Here is a 17,990-nt window from a genome sequence, read left to right on the forward strand (position 1 = left end):
GCGAGGGTCAGCGGGCCGGCGGCTCCGCCCCGACCAGCCACATGGAGAAGAACTGCGCCCCTCCGCCATACGCATGCCCGAGCGCCTTTCGCGCCCCCGCGACCTGGTGTTCACCCGCCTGCCCCCGGACCTGCAGCGCGGCTTCGGCGAAGCGGATCATTCCGGAGGCGCCGATGGGGTTGGTGGAGAGCACCCCGCCCGAGGGATTCACCGGAAGATCTCCGTCGAGCGCGGTGACGCCGGACTCGGTGAGCTTCCAGCCCTCGCCCTCGTCGGCGAAGCCGAGATTCTCCAGCCACATCGGTTCGTACCAGGAGAACGGCACGTACATCTCGACCGTGTCGATCTCCCGTCGTGGATCACTGATCCCCGCCTGCCGGTACACGTCGGCCGCGCAGTCCTTGCCCGCCCGCGGCGACACGAAGTCCTTCCCGGCGAAGAGGGTCGGTTCGCTGCGCATCGCGCCGCCGTGCACCCAGGCGGGCGGATGCGGCGAACGCCCCGCTCCGGCTCGGTCGGTGAGGATCATCGCGCAGGCCCCGTCGGAGGAGGGGCAGGTCTCGGAGTAGCGGATCGGGTCCCAGAGCATCGGGGCGGACTGGACCTTCTCCAGGGTGAGGTCCGGGTCGTGGATGTGCGCGTACGGGTTCTTGAGCGCGTTGCGACGGTCCTTGTACGCGACCAGGGAGCCGATCGTGTCCGGCGCACCGGTGCGCCGCATGTAGGCCCGCACGTGCGGCGCGAAGAAACCGCCCGCCCCGGCCAGCAGCGGTTGCTGGAACGGGATGGGCAGCGAGAGGCCCCACATGGCGTTGGACTCGGACTGCTTCTCGAAGGCGAGCGTGAGTACGGTGCGGTGCACCCGCGCGGAGACGAGGTTGGCGGCGACCAGGGCGGTGGAGCCGCCGACCGAACCCGCGGTGTGCACCCGGAGCATCGGTTTGCCGACCGCGCCGAGGGCGTCGGCGAGATAGAGCTCCGGCATCATCAGGCCCTCGAAGAAGTCGGGCGCCTTGCCGATGACGACGGCGTCGATGTCCGCCCAGGTCAGAGCCGCATCCTCGAGCGCGCGGACGGCGGCCTCCCGGACGAGCCCCGCGATGGAGACGTCGCGGCGGGCGGAGACGTGCTTGGTCTGGCCGATGCCGACGACGGCCACGGGCTCCTTAGGCATGGGCACTCTCCCCTTCGAGGACGGCGACCAGATTCTGTTGCAGGCAGGGTCCGGATGTGGCGTGCGCGAGCGCCCGGTCCGACTCGCCGCGGTGGATGCGGGCCGCGGCCTCTCCCAGCCGGATGAGTCCGGCGGCCATCACGGGATTGGCCGCGAGCGCACCGCCGGACGGGTTGACCTCGACGCTGTCGTCGAGTCCGAGCGCCTTGCGCAGCACCACCTCCTGGGAGGTGAACGGCGCGTGCAACTCGGCGGTGTCCACCGGCCGTTCGAAGACACCGGCGTGCTCCGCGGCGAGCCTGGTGGACGGGGAGTCGGTCAGGATCCGCACGCCGAGACCGTGGGCCTCGATGCGGTGGTCGATCCCGCGGATCCAGGCCGGCCGGGGGCACAGGGCGCGTGCGGTGTCGTCGGCGGCGAGGATCACCGCGGCCGCGCCGTCGCCGACGGGTGGGCAGTCCCCCGCCCGCAGCGGTCGTACGACGTAGTCGCCGGCCGGGACCGGGCCGCTCAGCTGGGCATGCGGGTTGTCCGCGGCGGCGGCGCGGCTGCGGGTGGCGATCGCGGCCAGGGCTGCCTCGTCGGTGTCTCCCGCGTCGATCAGCGCCTGCGCCTGGAGTGCGGCGAGCGCCACGGAGTCGGGCCAGAGCGGGCCGACGTAGTACGGGTCGAGCTGGCGGGTGAGGACGTCGCGCAGCCGGCCGGGCGAGGACTTCCCGTAGGAGTAGACGAGCGCCGTGTCGGCCTCGCCCGTCCGGATCTTCACCCAGGCCTCGTACAGCGCCCAGGCGCCGTCCATCTCCACATGGGACTCGGAGATCGGCGGGTACGCGCCGACGCCGTCGAGCGCCATGGTGAACGAGAAGGCGCGGCCCGCCAGGTAGTCGCTGGAACCGGAGCAGGTGAAGCCGATGTCGCCGGCCCTGAGCCCGGTCGCGTCGAGCACCTGGTGGAGGACGGGCATCAGCATCTCGACTTCGGACAGTTCGTCGGTGCGCCTGAGGTGATCCGTCTGCGCGAAGGCGACGATCGCTACGTCTCGCATCTACAGCAGCTCCTTGTACGCGTCGTAGTCGGCGTCCGGCTCCCCCGTCGGCCGGTAGTGGTCCGGGTGGCGTCCCCCCTCGGTCCACACGGGTTCCACCCGCAGCCCCATGCGCACCTGGTCGTACGGGATACCGCCGATCCGTGCGTGCAGTGCGAGGTCCGCGCCGTCGAGCGCGACGTGCGCGTACACGTAGGGGACCTCGATGTCGAGGTTCTTCGCCTTGATGTTGACGACGCAGAACGTGGTGACCGTGCCGCGCGGGCCGACCTCGACCTGTTCCGCGGTGGCGACACCGCAGGTGGGACAGGCGCCGCGGGGTGGTACGTAGACCTTGCCGCAGGACGGGCAGCGCTCGCCGACGATGCGCCGGTCGGACAGTGCGTTGATGTACGCGCTCTGGGCGCGGCCGGGACTGTACCGGTAGTCGAGGCGGGCAGGGGTGACGATGCCCTTGACGGGGTCTTTGAACTCGCCGCTGTGCGGCGTCGGTTGGCCGGCCGGCCCGTCGTACGGTTCGAAACAGGCGATGTCCGTGATGGCACCGCTCCGTTCGGGGGCCCAGCGGATCCGCACCCGCATGCCGGTGCGGACCGCTTCCGGGCCGGGTACGGCGAGTGCGTGCAGCAAAGCGGTGTCGGCGCCGTCGAGCCGGACGAGGACCCAGGCGAAGGGGGTGTCCAGGGGTTGGCCGGGGCGTGGGTGGGGGTTCCAGGCCCAGGTGGTGACGGTGCCGGTGGCGGCGACCTCGACCAGGTCCCGGATCTCCTGCGCGGTGACGGGGTCGTACTCGACGGGTGGGACCAGGACCTTTCCCTCGACGGTGCGGACGCCGAGCACGGTCCGTTCGCGCAGACCGGTGAGGAAGGCGCTCTGGACCGGTCCGAGGGAGCGGGTGAAGGGGAATTCGAGGACCAGCGGTGCACTGAGGATCTCGGACACGTGTCGGTCTCCTTGGCTCAGGCGCGCCGGTAGACGGGCGGGCGCTTCTCGGCGAAGGCGCGCGCGCCTTCCTTGGCGTCGTCGGTGGAGAAGATCGGCCAGCCGCGTTTCAGTTCCGCGGCAAGGCCTTCGGTCTCGGTCATTTCGGCGCTCTCGTACACGGATGCCTTGACGGCCTCGACGGCCAGTGGCCCGCAGGCGTTGATCCGGTCGGCGACGACGAGGGCCTGCTCCAGTGCGGTTCCGTCGGGGACGACTCTGCCGATCAGCCCGATACCGGCCGCCTCCTCGGCGCTGTACGGACGTCCGGTCAGGAGCATTTCGAGCGCGTGGGTCCGGGCGATCTGGCGCGGCAGCCGTACCGTCGACCCTCCGATGGGGAAGAGTCCGCGCTTGACCTCGAACAGCCCGAAGGTGGCGCCGGCTCCCGCGATACGGATGTCGGTGCCCTGAAGGATCTCGGTGCCGCCCGCCACGCAGTACCCCTCGACGGCGGCGATGACCGGTTTGCGGGGGCGGTGGTGGCGCAGCATCGCCTTCCAGTGCAGGTCGGGGTCGGCCGTCATCCGGTCGCGGTACTGCTCGCCCTCCATCCCCTTGCCCGCCAGGGCCTTGAGATCCATGCCCGCGCAGAAGGAACCGCCCGCGCCGGTGAGGACGACCGTACGGATGGTGTCGTCCTCGTCCGCCGTCTGCCAGCCGTCGTACAGCCCGACCAGCATCGACAGCGAGAGCGCGTTCCTCGCCTCCGGCCTGTTCAGGGTGAGCACCAGCGTGGCGCCCTCGCGCCGCACGGTGAGGTGTTCCGTACCGCCCATTGCCTGCCTCCCGTCGAAAGACCTGGTGCCGTGGCAGGCAACGTTCGCCCCGTCGCGACGCCCGGCACGCCCTCCCGCCGCACCGGACGGAAGCCCGAGTACGTCCAGTACGAGGACTTCCGGCCGGCACACCGAGAGCACGCACCGGACGCCGCTCCTTCGCGGGCAAACGTTGCCTGCCACGGCACTAGAACAGGTTGCAGTAGGGGCGGGTCCAGTTCAATAGTTTTCTGACAGTCAGTCAGTTTTCTTCGACGGCACCCCTTCCCACTTGCGTCCACCGGCGCTCTAATGACCGCCGGGCCAGTCCGCATCCGGGGTCAGGAGGAACGGTGGAGTACAACCTTGCCGACCTGTTCGAATCAGTCGTCGACGCGGTCCCGGAACGCGAGGCACTCGTCTACGTCGACCACCCCGGCACGGGTGAGGAACGCCGGTTGACGTACGCGCAGCTGGACGCGGCCGCGAATCGCCTCGCCCACCATCTGATCGAGGCGGGGATCGCACCCGGCGAGCACCTGGGGCTGCACCTCTACAACGGGGTCGAGTACCTCCAGACCGCCCTGGCCTGCCTGAAGGCGCGAATCGTCCCGGTCAACGTCAACTACCGTTATGTAGAGGAGGAGTTGGCGTACCTCTACCGTGACGCCGATCTGGCGGCACTGGTCTTCGAAGCCGAGTTCGACGCACGGGTCGCGGGCGCGGCACCAAAGGCCCCGACCCTCCGGCACCTGATCCGGGTCGGCGCACCGGCGGCGGACGCCGACGGCCCGGACGCCGTGGCATTCACCGACGCCGAGGCCTCGGGAAGCCCGGAGCGCGACTTCCCGCCGCGCTCGGCCGACGACCAGTTCATCATCTACACCGGCGGCACCACCGGCATGCCCAAGGGCGTGATGTGGCGCCAGGAGGACCTCTTCTTCTCGGGGCTCGGCGGCGGTGCGCCGACCGGCGAGCCGGTGAAGTCCCCGCAGGAGCTGTCCGAGCGGGTGGCCGCGGGCGGGGAGGGAATCACCTTCTTCCCCACTCCACCGCTGATGCACGGCACATCGACACTGACGGCGTTCATCGGATTCAACTTCGGACAGCGGGTCGTGATCCACCGCAAGTTCGTCCCGCACGAGGTGCTCCGCACGATCGAGAAGGAGAAGGTCACCAGCATGTCCCTGGTGGGCGACGCCATGCTGCGGCCTTTGATCGACGCGCTGAAGGGTCCGCTCGAGGGAACGGACTGTTCGTCGATGTTCTCCGTCTCCAGCTCCGGAGCGATCATGTCCGACTCGGTGCGCGCGGAATTCCAGGCACTGGTGCCCACGGTGATGCTGCTGAACAACTTCGGCTCGTCGGAGTCCGGTTTCAACGGCACCGCGACCGCCGATGCGGGCCCGGACAAGGGCTTCCGCCTCCAGGTCAACTCCCGTACGACGGTGGTCGATCCGGCGACCTTCGAGCCGGTCCCCCCGGGCGTGCCGGGACGGATCGCCCAGCGCGGCCACGTCCCGCTCGGCTACTACAACGACCCGCAGAAGACGGCGGAGACCTTCTTCCAGCGGGACGGAGTGCGCTGGGTCCTGCTCGGCGACATGGCAACGGTCGACGCGGACGGCATCGTCACGGTCCTGGGCCGGGGATCGCAGTGCATCAACACCGGGGGCGAGAAGGTGTACCCCGAGGAGGTCGAGCAGGCACTGAAGGCTCATCCGGACGTGTACGACGCCCTGGTCGCCGGGGTGCCCGACGAACGGTGGGGCAACCATGTCGCAGCGGTGGTGCAACTGCGCGAGGGGGCGGCCGAGCCCTCGCTCGACGACGTACAGGCACACTGCAGGACCCGATTGGCCGGCTACAAGATTCCCCGCCGGCTGGTGATCGCCCCGCGAATCCAGCGCTCCCCGAGCGGCAAGGCCGACTACAGGTGGGCCCGCTCGGTCGTCGCACCCCCGCGCGGAGCCGAGGGCTGAGACCGGAGCCCGGCCGGGGCCGCGGGCAGGACGGCCACCCGGCCGACGCCCCGGCCCGCGTTCACCCGAACACCCCCACCCGCGACGGCTCTGCGCACCGGGCGATGCTCCCCGGCTGAGCCATTCAGGCACGCTCCGTGCGCAACCACTCACTTTATGTGGCAATAGAGCTAAATCGCCCATAGCGTCGGCTCATGAGGAAACGACACATCATGAGCCTTGTCTCTGTCGCGGTCGTCTCGGCGGCGGGACTCGTCGTCTCGGCCGTGGGACTCGGCGCGGCCGATCCGTCTGCCTCCGTAGCGAGCCCGCGTGTGGTGCGCCCCACCCAGTCGATCCAGAACGCGGTCGATGCCGCGAAGCCGGGTGACACGATCGTCGTCCTGCCCGGCACGTACCGGGAGAACGTCCTGATCGACAAGGCGAACCTGACCCTGCGCGGCTTCGGTGAGCGGACCGTCATCAAGCCCCCGAAGGAGAAGGCCACAGACGCCTGTGCGAAGGCGGACAGCGGAATCTGCGTCCTGGGCAGATCGGGCCGGACGGTCGACGGCGTGAGCATCGACTCGCTCGCCGTCTCAGGCTTCAAGAAGAACGGCGTCTGGGCCTCCTGGACGGACCGGCTGACCGTCCGGCACGTGATCTCCGAGCGCAACGGGGTCTGGGGCATCGGTCAGGAGCGCTCCACCCGCGGACAGTTCACGGGCAACACCGCCCGTGCCAACGGCGACGCGGGCCTCTTCGTGGCGAACACCGTCGACGAGGAGGGCGGCGCCACCGACACCCGTGGCACGGAGGTCCAGGACAACACGCTGAAGAACAACCGGATCGGGTTCACCGCCAGGCGGGTGAGAAACCTGTCGATCCACGACAACACCGTCACCGGCAACTGCAGCGGCGTCTTCATCGTGGGCGACGAGGGCAAACCGCAGGCCGGAGCCATGACCATCAAGTCCAACCAGATCAACGAGAACAACAAGTACTGCGCCAAGACCGAACGGCTGCCCGCCATCCAGGGCGCCGGCATCGTGCTCACCGGCGCCGCGGACACCCAGGTCCGCTCGAACACGATCAGCAACAACGTGGGCGCCACGCCGATGTCCGGTGGCGTCGTGCTGTTCAAGAGCTTCGTCGGCACGAAGAACACCGGTCACACCATCAGCGGCAATGTCGCGGTCGGCAACAAGCCGGCCGACCTGGCCGACGGGGACACCGGCAAGAACAACACCTTCGTCGCCAACGTCTGCACGAAGTCCACACCGGCCGGGAAGTGCTGACCGGTGCACCCCCGCACGAGGAGAAGCGAGATCGCATGACGACCGTGAGCCCCACCTCCGCACCGACCCCCGCCCTCCCGCACCCCGTCACACCTCCTCAGCCGGCCATGCAGCTGCGCGAGATCGCCTTCGGGGCGGCCCGCGCGGCGGCCGTGCGGGCCGCGGCCCGGCTGCGTGTCGCCGACGCACTGGATGACACGCCCGCCACCGCGCGGGAACTCGCGAAGCGGGTGAAGACCGAGCCGGCGCCCCTGCGCCGCCTGCTGCGCGCCCTGTCCTGCTACGGGATCTTCGCCGAGACCCCGGACGGGGAGTTCACCCACACCGAGATGTCCCGCCTGCTGCGCGAGGACGACCCGAACAGCCTGCGCTCCATCTGCCTGTGGTGCACCGAACCGTGGACCTGGGACGTCTGGCCGCACCTCGACGACGCGGTGCGCACCGGCCGGAGCGTCTTCGAGGAGGTGCACGGCAAGGGGTTCTTCGACTACCTCCACCAGGACGCAGGAGAGTCGGCCCATGTCTTCAACCAGGCCATGACCACCTCCAGCATCCAGTCCGCACTGGATGTCGCCGAACTCCTCGACCTCACCGGAGTGTCCGCGGTCGCCGACATCGGCGGCGGCCAGGGGCACGTACTGGCGAGTCTCCTGGAGAAGCACCCGTCGGTCCGCGGCACCCTGATGGACCTGCCGGGTGTGGTGGCACGGGCCGACGCCCGGCTGCGCGACGAGGGGGCACTCGTCGACCGGACCCGCATCGTGGCCGGGGACTGCCGCGAGGCCATCCCCGTCGAGGCCGACCTCTACATCATCAAGAACATCCTGGAGTGGGACGACGACAGCACCCGCAGGACGCTGCGCAACGTCGTCGCGGCGGCCCGCCCCAAGGCCAGGGTCGTCGTCATCGAGAACCTCGTCGACGACACCCCGTCGATGCGTTTCACCACCGCGATGGACCTGCTGCTGCTCCTCAACGTCGGTGGTGCCAAGCACACCAGGGAGAGCATGGTGAGCCGGATCTCCGACGCCGGACTGCACATCGACAGGGTCGTCCCGGTCAACACCTACCTCCACGCCTTCGAATGCGTGATCCCGGACTGATCCCGCACTCCCCGGGAACGACGGACGGCGCCCCGGGTCCGGTCGGCCGGACCCGGGGCGCCGTCCTGTTCCTCACACGGTGGCGCCGCGCTCCCACCGGTAGAACTCATGGGCCATGGCGTCCTTGGGACTGCGCCAGGTCTGCGGGTCGTACGCGCTCACATAGGCGGTGAGCTTGTCACTGAGGTCCTTGAACTCCGGGTGCCCGGTCACCTTGGCGATCTCCGGGCCCGGCGGGCGTTCCGATTCGATCATGTGCAGATAGACGTCGCCGAACTGGAACAGTTTGCGCCTGGTGACGCCGACAAGGTGCGGCAGTTCGCCGCTGTCGGAGGCGGCGAACAGCTCGGCGATGTCCGGCGCCGACCCCGGTGCCATCCTGGCGACAATCAGAGCGTGGTGCATCGTGGGATGCCTTTCTGGTTCCCGGCCCGGCACCCGCACGGGTGCCGGGCCGTGACGGACGCCGGATCAGCCGGCCGTGACCGACGCCGTACGGTGCTCGCGGGCGCGCTGCTCGACCTTGTCGCGGATGAGCTCCATCTGGACCTTGGAGTTCCGATTGATGTTGTCGGTCATCCACGCGTCGTCGACGGGCGCGTCGGGCCGCATCGCGAAGTCCTGGATCCAGCGCATCTTCGTACCGCCGGGAACCTCGGAGTACTCCCACCGGATGTCCATGCGCTGGAACGGGCCGGGCTCGACACGACGGGCGCGGACCGTGCGGCCGGCGCGGTCGACGGTCCGCTCGGAGACCCAGCTCCAGACCTTGTCGTTCTCGTCGGGGTGCATCGTCAGGCGGAACGTCGTGCTGTCACCGTTCCGTTCGATCACTTCTACCGAGGCGTACTCGCTGAACAGCCTCGGCCAGTTCTCCAGGTCGTTCGTCACGTCCCAGACGAGGTCCAGCGGGGCGGCGATGGTGATTTCGTTCTCGGTGTGTCCGGACACTTCAGGCTCCAGTCATGAGGCTGTTGTTGACGAGGTCGAGGAACTCCCGGGGGGTCTTGCAGCGGTCGGCCTCGGCGGGCAGGGCCCTGCCGTGCCGGTTCTCCAGCACACCCACGATGCCGAGGAGGCCGAGCGAGTCGAGGCCGAACTCGTCGAACGCGGAGCCGGGACGCTGCTCCATGTCCAGCGGGTCGACGGTGAGTCCGGCCCCCTTCTTCATCAGGACGGCGAGTTCCGTGTAGGTCAGTCGGTCGGTCATGAGGACTTCTCCTTACTCACGCTTGGATGTCATTGGGCCGCCGCAGCACCAGTGCCGCGTTCGAGCCCATGAGCCCGCGGCTGAGCACGAGCGCCGTCCGCAGCTCCGCGGTGCGCGCGCTGCTGGTGACCAGGTCGAGGTCGTGGCAGACGTCGAAGACGTTCGGGGTCGGCGGTATCAGCGCGTTCTCCATGGAGAGGACGGCGGCGGCCGCGTCCAGCACCGGAGCACCGCAGTAGGCGCGCCCGATGCCGGTCTTCGGAGCCGTGACCGGAACCCGCCTGCCATGGGCACCGAGCGCGTCCGCGATGGCGAGCGCCTCGGCGCGGTCGGCGGCCGGTACGCCCAGGGCGTCGGCGAAGACGACATCGATCTCGTCCGGCGCGCAGTCGGCCTCCCGCAGGGCGCCTCTGATCGCCTGGGCGAGCCCCTCCCGGGACTCCTCCCACCGCCCCGCCCCGGTGAACGTGGCCGCGTGTCCGGCGACTTCGGCCCGGACCCGGGCCCCACGCCGACGGGCCGACTGCTCCTCCTCGACCACCAGCATCGCGCCGCCCTCGGCCGGCACGAAGCCGCAGGCGTCCGAGGTGAACGGCCGGTACGCGCGAGCCGGATCCTCGCTGGTGCTCAGGTCCTGGTACCCGAGCTGGCAGACGACCGAGTAGGGCGCCAGCGGCGCCTCGGCCGCCCCGACCACCACGGCTCCGGCGCCCTCACGGATCGAACGGGCGGCATGCGCCAGGGCGTCCAGACCACCGGCCTCGTCACTGGCCACGACCGCGCACGGCCCCTTGAAGCCGCCGCGGATCGAGATCTGGCCGGTGCTGGCCGCGTAGAACCAGGCGATGGACTGGTACGGACCCACGTACGTGGACCCCTGCCCCCACAGCCGTTGGAGTTCCCGCTGGCCGAACTCGCCGCCTCCGGAGCCGGCCGCGGTCACCACGCCGACGTCGTAGGGCGAGTTCTCGTAATCGGCGCGGCCCAGCCGTGCGTCGTCGAGCGCTCGGTCGGCCGCGGCCATCGCGAAATGCGTGAACCGGTCGGTCTGGACGAGGAAGCGCTCCTCGATCAGTTCGGCCGCGTCGAACCCGCGTACCTCGCCGGCCACCCGCAGCGGCAGCTGCTCGCAGCCCTCGCGGGTGACCCGGCCGAGGACGCTGATCCCTTCGAGCGTCCTCTTCCAGAAGGATTCCGTGTCGGTGCCGTTGGGGGCGACGACACCGATGCCGGTGACGACGGTGTGCCGCGCTGTGCGGGTCTTCATGGTGTCCTCCCAGCTGTTCGCGTCAGGGCCACCGCCGACTGGAATCCGCCGAAACCGCTGCCGACCGAGAGGACGCTGCGCAGTTTCGCCGGACGTGCGGTGCGCGGCACGTAATCGAGGTCGCACTCCGGGTCGGGCTTCTCGTAGTTCGCCGTCGGCGGCACCGTCTGGTGGACCAGGGCGAGTACGCAGGCAGCGATCTCGATGGCCCCGATCGCCCCCAGTGAGTGGCCGACCATGGACTTGATCGAGCTCATCGGTACGTCATAGGCGTGCGCACCCAGGGCCCGCTTCACGGCGGCCGTCTCGTGCCGGTCGTTCTGTTTGGTGCCCGAGCCGTGCGCATTGACGTAGTCGATCTGCGAGCCATCTATGCGGGCATGGCCGAGCGCCCGGTTGATCGCCTCGGCCATCTCCAGTCCTTCGGGGGTCAGGCCGGTCATGTGGTAGGCGTTGCCGAAGGTGGCGTACCCCGCGATCTCGCAGTACACGGTCGCACCGCGGGCCCGGGCGTGCTCCAGCTCCTCCAGCACGAGCACCGCTCCGCCCTCGCCCATGACGAAGCCGTCGCGGCGTGCGTCGAACGGCCGGGAGGCGTGCTCGGGGTCGTCGTTGTTCGCCGATGTGGCCTTGATCGCGTCGAAGCACGCCACCGTGATCGGGGTGATCGGTGAGTCGGACGCCCCGGCGATGCAGACGTCGACGCGGCCCTCCTCGATGGACTGGAAGGCGTACCCGATGGCGTCGAGACCGGAGGTGCAGCCCGTGGACACGGTCTGCACCGGACCGTGGGCGCCGATCTGTTCGGCAACCGCGGAGGCGAGGGAGCTCGGCGAGAAGGCCCGCTCCAGGTACGGACCGGCCGGCTGGTGGTCGACATCCCACCGGGCGCCGCTGCCGCTGACGGCGACGTAGTCGTGCTCCAGTCGGGTGGTGCCGCCGACCGCGGTACCCAGCGACACCCCCATCCGCCAGGGGTCCGCCTTCTCCGGGTCGAGACCCGCGTCCGCGAGGGCCTCCCGGGCCGCCACCATCGCGAACTGGATGTACCGGTCCGACCGGGCGATCTGGTCCGCGTCCAGCCCGTGTGCCGCCGGGTCGAAGTCGCACTCGGCGGCGATGCGGGAGCGGAAGCCGGCCGGGTCGAAGAGCGTGATGCCCCGGGTCGCGGTACGGCCGTTCGCGAGGAGGTCCCAGAAGGCCGGTGTCCCGACGCCGCCGGGCGCCACGACACCGACGCCGGTGACCGCCACCCGGCGGGTCACGAGGCCGCCTCCGTTCGTTCCGGCGGCGCGACGCGCTCGGCGGATTCCGTGTGTTCGGTGTCGACGTGGCCGAGTTCCGGGCGGGGGGCGAGGGGGCCGAGGTGGAAGACCATGCGTGCCTCGACATCGCCCACGTTGCGGAACCGGTGGCGTACATGGGGAGGGATCAGCAGGCCCTGGTCGGGCCGCATCCGGTGCGGTTCGCCGTCCAGATCCACCTCCAGCAGTCCGTTCACGACGTACACGAACTCCTCGGAGTACGGGTGGTAGTGCTCGCCGATGCGGTCACCGGGCTGAACGATGGCCAGCCCCATGAAGCCGCTGGTCGCTCCCACCGCGGTCGGTGTGAGCATGGCGCGGAGATCGCCTCCGCGCCTGCGGTTGGGCTGCGTCTCGCTGAGGTCCACGATGCGTGGCCGGTGCATGGTCATGACTGAATTCCTCCTGGCGCATTGCGCGTTGTGTTGACGGGTCGAGCGAGAACCCCCCAGGGTGCGGATGCGCGGTTCAGGACTCCGAGGCGCGCCGATCCGTGATCAGCGTCATCTCGGACTCCGTGAGGAAGTGCGCGATGTCCTGCTCCGTCGTGGGCACGGCGGTCACGCCGCCGTCGAGGAGACGTCCGAGCCGGGTGACCTTTCCGGGGCCGTCGATGCCAACCGCCTGGGCCGGCTGTGCGTCGATCGGTCCGACCGCTTCGAGCAGGCGGATGACGACGTCGTCACGCTGGAAGATGGTGCTGCTGTCGATGACGCTCACCGGGTTGTCGGCCGCCTCCTCGTCGTGGGCGGCGAGCAGCCGGGCGAGTGCCATGCCACAGCCTTCCTTCGCCTGGTAGAAGAGTGCGTGCCGGTTGATGTCCTCGGCCTTGTGCCGGCCCGCACTCACGTGGTGGACGGTCGGGAGCGCCGCCCGGGTGAAGAACATCCGGGCGGAGTCCGAGTCACTGAGGTCCCGGTCCTGTTCCAGGTAGGGGTTGATGGCCTCCTCGACGGCCCTGACCTCGGGCTGCCGGGCGACGTGCCGTAGGGCGGCGAGGAGGTCACCCTCGACCTCGATCGCCCGCACGACGCGGTTTCCGTGCATGAAGAGCGAAGTGCGGCGCAGTCGGGTCACTTGGTCGACACGAGCGCTCGGGGACTCGTAATCGGCCAGGATCTTCGCCACGATGTCCTCCGTGCCCGGCTTGACGGTGAACGTGAGCGCGTGGCGCACGACTCCATCACCCAGCCGGGGAGACGCCTGCAGTCGGCCCCTGGCCGTCTCGGACGCCGCCTCCGGCGCCTGCTCGAATGCCTTCCCGGTCTCGCGCAGGACGCTGAAGCGCAGCGAACGGGTGTCACGTACGCAGCTGTGGAGCGGCTGAACGGTCTCGACGTGCTCCTCGCTGTTGACCCAGGCGAGGAACGGAGGTGCGCTCTCCCATTCGCTGGTGATCAGCCATTGGGAGGGGTTCTCGATGGACTGGCACAACTGGTCGCTGATGTGACCGGGGATGGATGCCACCTGGTTGCGCAGATGCTCATACGCCTCCAGGAACTGCTTCTGCGCCCCGTCGTAGAGGTCCAACAACAGAACGACACGGAGCCTGGAACCGTCGAAGGCGGACTGGGAGATCCGTTCCGAGAGGGTGGCGGTCATCTTTCGATCTCCTTCGAGACGGTGTCGTGGTCAGGCCGGATGGCATGCCCTCAACCGTCGATTGGCGAGTGGTTTCGGAGCGGGGACTCTCCCGCGGATGTGATCGGTCCGCCCCCGTGACTGCGGGCAATGTCTCCGTGACCGATCGTGAATCGCTGGTCCGGGTGGCGCGAGATTTATGAACCGTTCAGGTGAGCGGCCGTACGAACCGCTCCGACCAGGGCATGGAACAAGGCAACCGAACGGCGTCCGAGCTGGAGCAACTGATGAACGAGAACGTCGACATTCGCGTACCGGTCCTCATCGTGGGCGGCTCCCTGGTGGGCCTGTCCACCTCACTCTTCCTCGGCCGGCTCGGCATCGAGCATCTGCTGGTCGAGAAGCACCGTTCCACCTCGACGCATCCTCGCGGACGCGGGAACAACGTGCGCACGATGGAGGTCTTCCGCACGGCCGGAGCCGAGCAGGGCATCCGGCAGGCGGCCGCGGTGCTCGCCGACAACCACGGCATCCTGCAGGCCGGATCACTCACCGGGGACGACCAGGAGTGGCTCTTCAAGGAGATCGACCCGGGTGGCGGACTCTCCCGTTTCAGTCCGAGCGGGTGGTGCCTGTGCAGCCAGAACGATCTGGAACCGGTCCTGGTCGAACTGGCCCGGGAACAGGGCGGTGATCTTCGGTTCTCCACCGAGTTGCAGAGCTTCGACCAGGACGGGTCGGGGGTGGACGCGGCGCTCAAGAACCGCGAGACCGGGGAGCACATCAGTGTCCGCGCGGACTATCTCGTCGCGGCCGACGGACCGCGCAGTCCCATCCGTGAGCAGCTGCGCATCGACCGGACGGGTCCCGGCGACCTGTTCCACAACGTGAGCATCACCTTCCGCTCGCGGCAGCTCGCCGATGTGGTGGGCGACCGGCGGTTCATCGTCTGCTATCTGACCAACCCCGCTGCCGACGGCGCCCTGTTGCCCGTGGACAACGAGAAGGAATGGGTGTTCCACGCACCGTGGCAGCCACAACTGGGTGAAACACTCGAGGACTTCAGTGACGAGCGGTGCGCCGAACACATCCGCACGGCGGTCGGCGCTCCGGACATCGACGTCGAGATCACCGGAAAGGCGCCGTGGCACGCGGCGGAGCGGGTCGCGGAGCGGTACTCGTCCGGCAGGGTCTTCCTCGCCGGGGACTCGGCCCATGAGATGTCCCCCACCGGGGCGTTCGGCTCGAACACCGGCATCCAGGACGCACACAACCTGGCCTGGAAACTCGACTCGGTCCTGCGGGGCGAGGCGGGGCCGGGCCTGCTGGACACCTACGAGGCGGAGCGCCTGCCGGTGGCGCGGGCGACGAGCGCACGGGCCTCGGCGCGCTCCAGCGAGCACAGTCACCCCGGGTACGTTCCCGCGCCGGGCGCGGGTGGCGGGAGGCAGGGCGGCATGCTCACCGTGGCGCTGGGCTACCGCTACGCCCGCGGTGCCGTGCTGGGTGCCGACCCGCAGCAGCCGGTGGTGCCGCCGGGGATGCGGCTGGACGGCCAACCGGGCAGCCGTGCACCACATCTGTGGGTCCGTCAGGCGGGTGACCGCAAGTCCACTCTGGATCTCTACGAGCGCACCCTCGTGCTGCTCACCGACGGTACGGACACGGTGTGGCGGCAGGCGGCGAAGCACGTGTCCGACCGCCTCTCGGTACGGCTCCCGGTGTACGGCATCGGTCCGGGTGCCGATCTGGAGCCGGAGAACGGGGCCGACTGGGCCGAGCTCCACGGCACGACGCCCGAAGGTGCGGTGCTGGTACGTCCCGACGGCTTCGTGGCGTGGCGGTCGACGGGTCCTGCGGCCGACGCCGAGGCCACCCTCCAGGAGGTCCTCACCGCCCTGCTGCACCGCTCCTGACGCCGCCGTCCACGCCAGGGTCCTGCTCAGGCCAGGCCGAACGACTTGAGTTCCGCGAGGAATTCGTCCGGCCGCCCGGTATGGACGAGGTGTCCGGCGTCGATGGTGACGAAACGGCCACAGGGTATCCGTCCCGCCATCCGGACCAGTTCGTCCTGGGCTATCGGGCTGGCGGGGCCACCGCCGATGACGAGCGTCGGCGCGGTGATCTCCCCGAGACGTTCGCGCCAGGCCGGGTCCGGCCGGTTCAGCTGGACGTCGGTCGACGGCACCAGGATCCAGTCGAAGTCCAGTTTCTCGTCGGGCCGTTCGGCGGGGCCGCGCGGCGGGTCCAGCGGGATCGGGGGCGGGACCTCCTCCAGGACGAGACGGCCGATCAGCGCGGGTTCCCGCTCGGCGAGCAGATAGGCGGCGGCCGCGCCCATGGAGTGTCCGACCACGGTGGCGCCCGCCAGGTCGCAGGCCTCCAGGAAGGCGTGCAGATCGTCCCGGAACAGCTCCAAGGAGTAGTGGCCCGGCCAGTCGCTGAGGCCGTGGCCGCGGAAGTCGAAGGCGTAGACCCGGTGTTCGGCGGCCAGGCGTCCGGCGACCTCGGTCCAGGTCCTGCTGTTCTCGCACCGGCCGTGGACGAGCACGACGGGCGGGGCCGACGGATCTCCCCACACCCGGTAGGCGAGCCGGATGCCGTCGGCCTGCACGCCGAGGATCTCCGGGTCGGGGAAGGCCTCGAGCGGGCGGGCGAAGGGTTCGGTTCCGTCATACGCCTGGGACATCGGCATGCACGTCATACAACCGGGTCCGGCCCAGTGGTGCAGCCGTGTTCGGTACGAGCGTATCCGCGGACGGTGGCGCCGGGCGCCGCCGCCCGCGGCACGACGGCCACTACAACTCGGCGAACCGGTCGCGCAGCTCCCGTTTGAGGATCTTGCCGCTGGCGTTGCGCGGCAGTTCGTCCACGAACAGGACCCGCTTCGGGGCCTTGAAGTGGGCGAGTCGTTCGCGCGCGTGGTCGATGAGTTCGGCCGCTGTCGCCTCGTCGCGCAGGACGACCACGGCGGTGACGGCCTCGATCCAGCGCTCGTCGGGCAGTCCGACGACCGCGGCCTCGGCGACGGCGGGGTGAGTGTAGAGGGCGTCCTCGACCTGGCGGGAGGCAACGAGGACACCACCGGAGTTGATGACGTCCTTGACCCGGTCGACGACGGTGAAGAACCCCTCCGTGTCGCGCACGGCGAGGTCGCCGGAGTGGAACCAGCCGTCGCGGAAGGCCTCCGCGGTCTCCTCGGGCTTGTCCCAGTACCCCTCGCACAACTGGGGCGAACGGAAGACGACTTCACCGGCCGTGCCGTCGGGGACCTCGTTGCCGTCCTCGTCGACGATCCTGGCCTCGACGAAGAGGACGGGCCTGCCGCAGGAGTCCATCCGGCCCTCGTGCTCGTCCGGTCCGAGGACCGTGGCGAGCGGACCTATCTCGCTCTGCCCGAAGCAGTTGTAGAAGGCGAGCCCGGGCAGCCGGTCGCGGAGGCGTTCCAGTACGGGCACGGGCATGATCGACGCGCCGTAGTACGCCTTGCGCAGCCCGCCGAGGTCGCGGGTGGTGAAGCCGGGGTGCTGGGAGACGCCGATCCAGACGGTCGGCGGGGCGAAGACGCTGTCGGCCTGCCCCGTCTCGACGAGATCGAAGATCCGGTCCACCTCGGGTGCGTCGAGGATGATGTTTCGCGCGCCGACCGCGAGGTAGGGCAGCAGGAACACATGCATCTGTGCGGAGTGGTAGAGCGGCAGCGCGTGGACCGGGCGGTCGGTGGCGCGCAGATCGAGTGCGGTGATCGCGCTGACGTACTCGTGGACCAGCGCGCCGTGGGTCATCATCGCGCCCTTGGGGAGCGCGGTGGTGCCCGAGGTGTAGAGCAGCTGGACGAGGTCTCCCGCCTGCACCTCCCGCTCGGGGACGAACGGGCGTGGGTCGGCGGTGGCGGCGAGGAGGGAGTCCGGCGCGTCGCGCAGCGCACGTACCGGGTGGGCGTCCGGGACCCGGTCGGCGAGGTCCGGGTCGGTGAGCACGAGGGCGCTGCCGGACTGTTCGAGGATGTAGGTGAGGTCGTCGCCGGTGAGGTTCTGGTTGACCGGCACATGGACCAGGCCCGCACGGGCACAGGCGAGGTAACCGATCAGATAGGCGTCGGAGTTGTGCGCGTAGGAGGCGACCCTGTCCCCCGGACGCAGCCCGTGCTCGCCGGTGAGGACCGCTGCGGCGGTACTGACGGCGGTGTCGAGTTCCGCGTAGGTCCAGGACCGGTCCGCGTACCGCAGCGCGGTGTTCGCGGGGGCGCGCCGGGCACTGCGGGCCAGGACGCCGTCGACTGTACTGCTCCGTACACCTGTCATGGCG

Annotated in this window: 16 protein-coding genes and 1 pseudogene; 4 read left to right on the top strand and 13 right to left on the bottom strand. The window is 69.8% G+C overall.

Annotated features, from left to right (window positions below; translation table 11 throughout):
* Nucleotides 1-7 precede the first annotated feature (7 nt).
* From AB0L71_RS11810 to AB0L71_RS11825, 4 genes are read right to left on the bottom strand one after another with little or no spacing between them, the layout of a single operon-like run.
* Nucleotides 8-1,174 (bottom strand): thiolase domain-containing protein, encoded by a 1,167-nt coding sequence (locus tag AB0L71_RS11810; protein ID WP_365241111.1) that lies wholly within the window; start codon nt 1,172-1,174, stop codon nt 8-10.
* Nucleotides 1,167-2,219, bottom strand: a complete 1,053-nt coding sequence (locus tag AB0L71_RS11815) for a thiolase domain-containing protein (protein ID WP_365241113.1) — start codon at nt 2,217-2,219, stop codon at nt 1,167-1,169. The genes AB0L71_RS11810 and AB0L71_RS11815 overlap by 8 nt, the downstream gene beginning before the upstream one ends.
* Nucleotides 2,220-3,161 (bottom strand): OB-fold domain-containing protein, encoded by a 942-nt coding sequence (locus AB0L71_RS11820; RefSeq protein WP_365241115.1) that lies wholly within the window; start codon nt 3,159-3,161, stop codon nt 2,220-2,222. It lies immediately after the preceding gene.
* A gap of 17 nt (nt 3,162-3,178) precedes the next feature.
* Nucleotides 3,179-3,979 carry a crotonase/enoyl-CoA hydratase family protein gene (locus AB0L71_RS11825; protein ID WP_365241118.1) on the bottom strand — a complete coding sequence of 267 codons (801 nt, stop codon included), beginning with the start codon at nt 3,977-3,979 and terminating at the stop codon, nt 3,179-3,181.
* Nucleotides 3,980-4,311: 332 nt separating this feature from the next.
* On the opposite strand from AB0L71_RS11825, the gene AB0L71_RS11830 reads away from it, so the two are divergent.
* The 3 genes from AB0L71_RS11830 (at nt 4,312) to AB0L71_RS11840 (ending at nt 8,320) form a co-directional block, all read left to right on the top strand.
* Nucleotides 4,312-5,940, top strand: a complete 1,629-nt coding sequence (locus AB0L71_RS11830) for an acyl-CoA synthetase (protein ID WP_365241120.1) — start codon at nt 4,312-4,314, stop codon at nt 5,938-5,940.
* 212 nt (nt 5,941-6,152) lie between these two features.
* Nucleotides 6,153-7,217: a right-handed parallel beta-helix repeat-containing protein gene (locus AB0L71_RS11835; protein ID WP_365241123.1), complete on the top strand. Its 1,065-nt coding sequence runs from the start codon at nt 6,153-6,155 to the stop codon at nt 7,215-7,217.
* 35 nt (nt 7,218-7,252) lie between these two features.
* Nucleotides 7,253-8,320, top strand: coding sequence for a methyltransferase (locus tag AB0L71_RS11840; protein WP_365241125.1), 1,068 nt, complete (start codon nt 7,253-7,255; stop codon nt 8,318-8,320).
* 72 nt (nt 8,321-8,392) lie between these two features.
* On the opposite strand, the gene AB0L71_RS11845 is transcribed toward AB0L71_RS11840, so the two are convergent.
* From AB0L71_RS11845 to AB0L71_RS11875, 7 genes are all read right to left on the bottom strand, one after another.
* Nucleotides 8,393-8,725, bottom strand: coding sequence for a TcmI family type II polyketide cyclase (locus tag AB0L71_RS11845; protein WP_365241128.1), 333 nt, complete (start codon nt 8,723-8,725; stop codon nt 8,393-8,395).
* A gap of 66 nt (nt 8,726-8,791) precedes the next feature.
* On the bottom strand, nt 8,792-9,271 hold the full coding sequence (locus AB0L71_RS11850; protein WP_365241130.1) for an SRPBCC family protein: 480 nt from the start codon (nt 9,269-9,271) through the stop codon (nt 8,792-8,794).
* Nucleotide 9,272: 1 nt separating this feature from the next.
* Nucleotides 9,273-9,530, bottom strand: a complete 258-nt coding sequence (locus AB0L71_RS11855) for an acyl carrier protein (protein ID WP_365241133.1) — start codon at nt 9,528-9,530, stop codon at nt 9,273-9,275.
* A 16-nt stretch (nt 9,531-9,546) separates the two neighbouring features.
* Nucleotides 9,547-10,797 (bottom strand): beta-ketoacyl synthase N-terminal-like domain-containing protein, encoded by a 1,251-nt coding sequence (locus tag AB0L71_RS11860; protein ID WP_365241135.1) that lies wholly within the window; start codon nt 10,795-10,797, stop codon nt 9,547-9,549.
* Complete coding sequence (locus AB0L71_RS11865; RefSeq protein ID WP_365241137.1) at nt 10,794-12,062, bottom strand: beta-ketoacyl-[acyl-carrier-protein] synthase family protein; 1,269 nt, start codon at nt 12,060-12,062, stop codon at nt 10,794-10,796. The genes AB0L71_RS11860 and AB0L71_RS11865 overlap by 4 nt, the downstream gene beginning before the upstream one ends.
* The gene (locus AB0L71_RS11870) at nt 12,059-12,493 is read right to left on the bottom strand and encodes a cupin domain-containing protein (RefSeq protein WP_365241140.1); all 435 of its coding nucleotides are present in this window, start codon (nt 12,491-12,493) and stop codon (nt 12,059-12,061) included. Before AB0L71_RS11870 ends, AB0L71_RS11865 begins: the two co-directional genes overlap by 4 nt.
* Nucleotides 12,494-12,569: 76 nt before the next feature.
* The gene (locus tag AB0L71_RS11875) at nt 12,570-13,703 is read right to left on the bottom strand and encodes a SchA/CurD-like domain-containing protein (RefSeq protein WP_365241143.1); all 1,134 of its coding nucleotides are present in this window, start codon (nt 13,701-13,703) and stop codon (nt 12,570-12,572) included.
* A gap of 266 nt (nt 13,704-13,969) precedes the next feature.
* Here AB0L71_RS11875 and AB0L71_RS11880 point away from each other — a divergent pair, with 266 nt between their 5' ends.
* Complete coding sequence (locus AB0L71_RS11880; RefSeq protein ID WP_365241525.1) at nt 13,970-15,598, top strand: FAD-dependent monooxygenase; 1,629 nt, start codon at nt 13,970-13,972, stop codon at nt 15,596-15,598.
* A 26-nt stretch (nt 15,599-15,624) separates the two neighbouring features.
* On the opposite strand, the pseudogene AB0L71_RS11885 reads toward AB0L71_RS11880, so the two are convergent.
* Nucleotides 15,625-16,341 (bottom strand): annotated as a pseudogene (locus tag AB0L71_RS11885) (alpha/beta hydrolase); the annotation flags it as partial.
* Nucleotides 16,342-16,480: 139 nt separating this feature from the next.
* On the bottom strand, nt 16,481-17,986 hold the full coding sequence (locus tag AB0L71_RS11890; RefSeq protein ID WP_365241145.1) for an acyl-CoA synthetase: 1,506 nt from the start codon (nt 17,984-17,986) through the stop codon (nt 16,481-16,483).
* Between the last annotated feature and the right edge of the window lie 4 nt (nt 17,987-17,990).

The organism is Streptomyces sp. NPDC052052 (genome assembly GCF_040680455.1).
Lineage (GTDB): Bacteria > Actinomycetota > Actinomycetes > Streptomycetales > Streptomycetaceae > Streptomyces.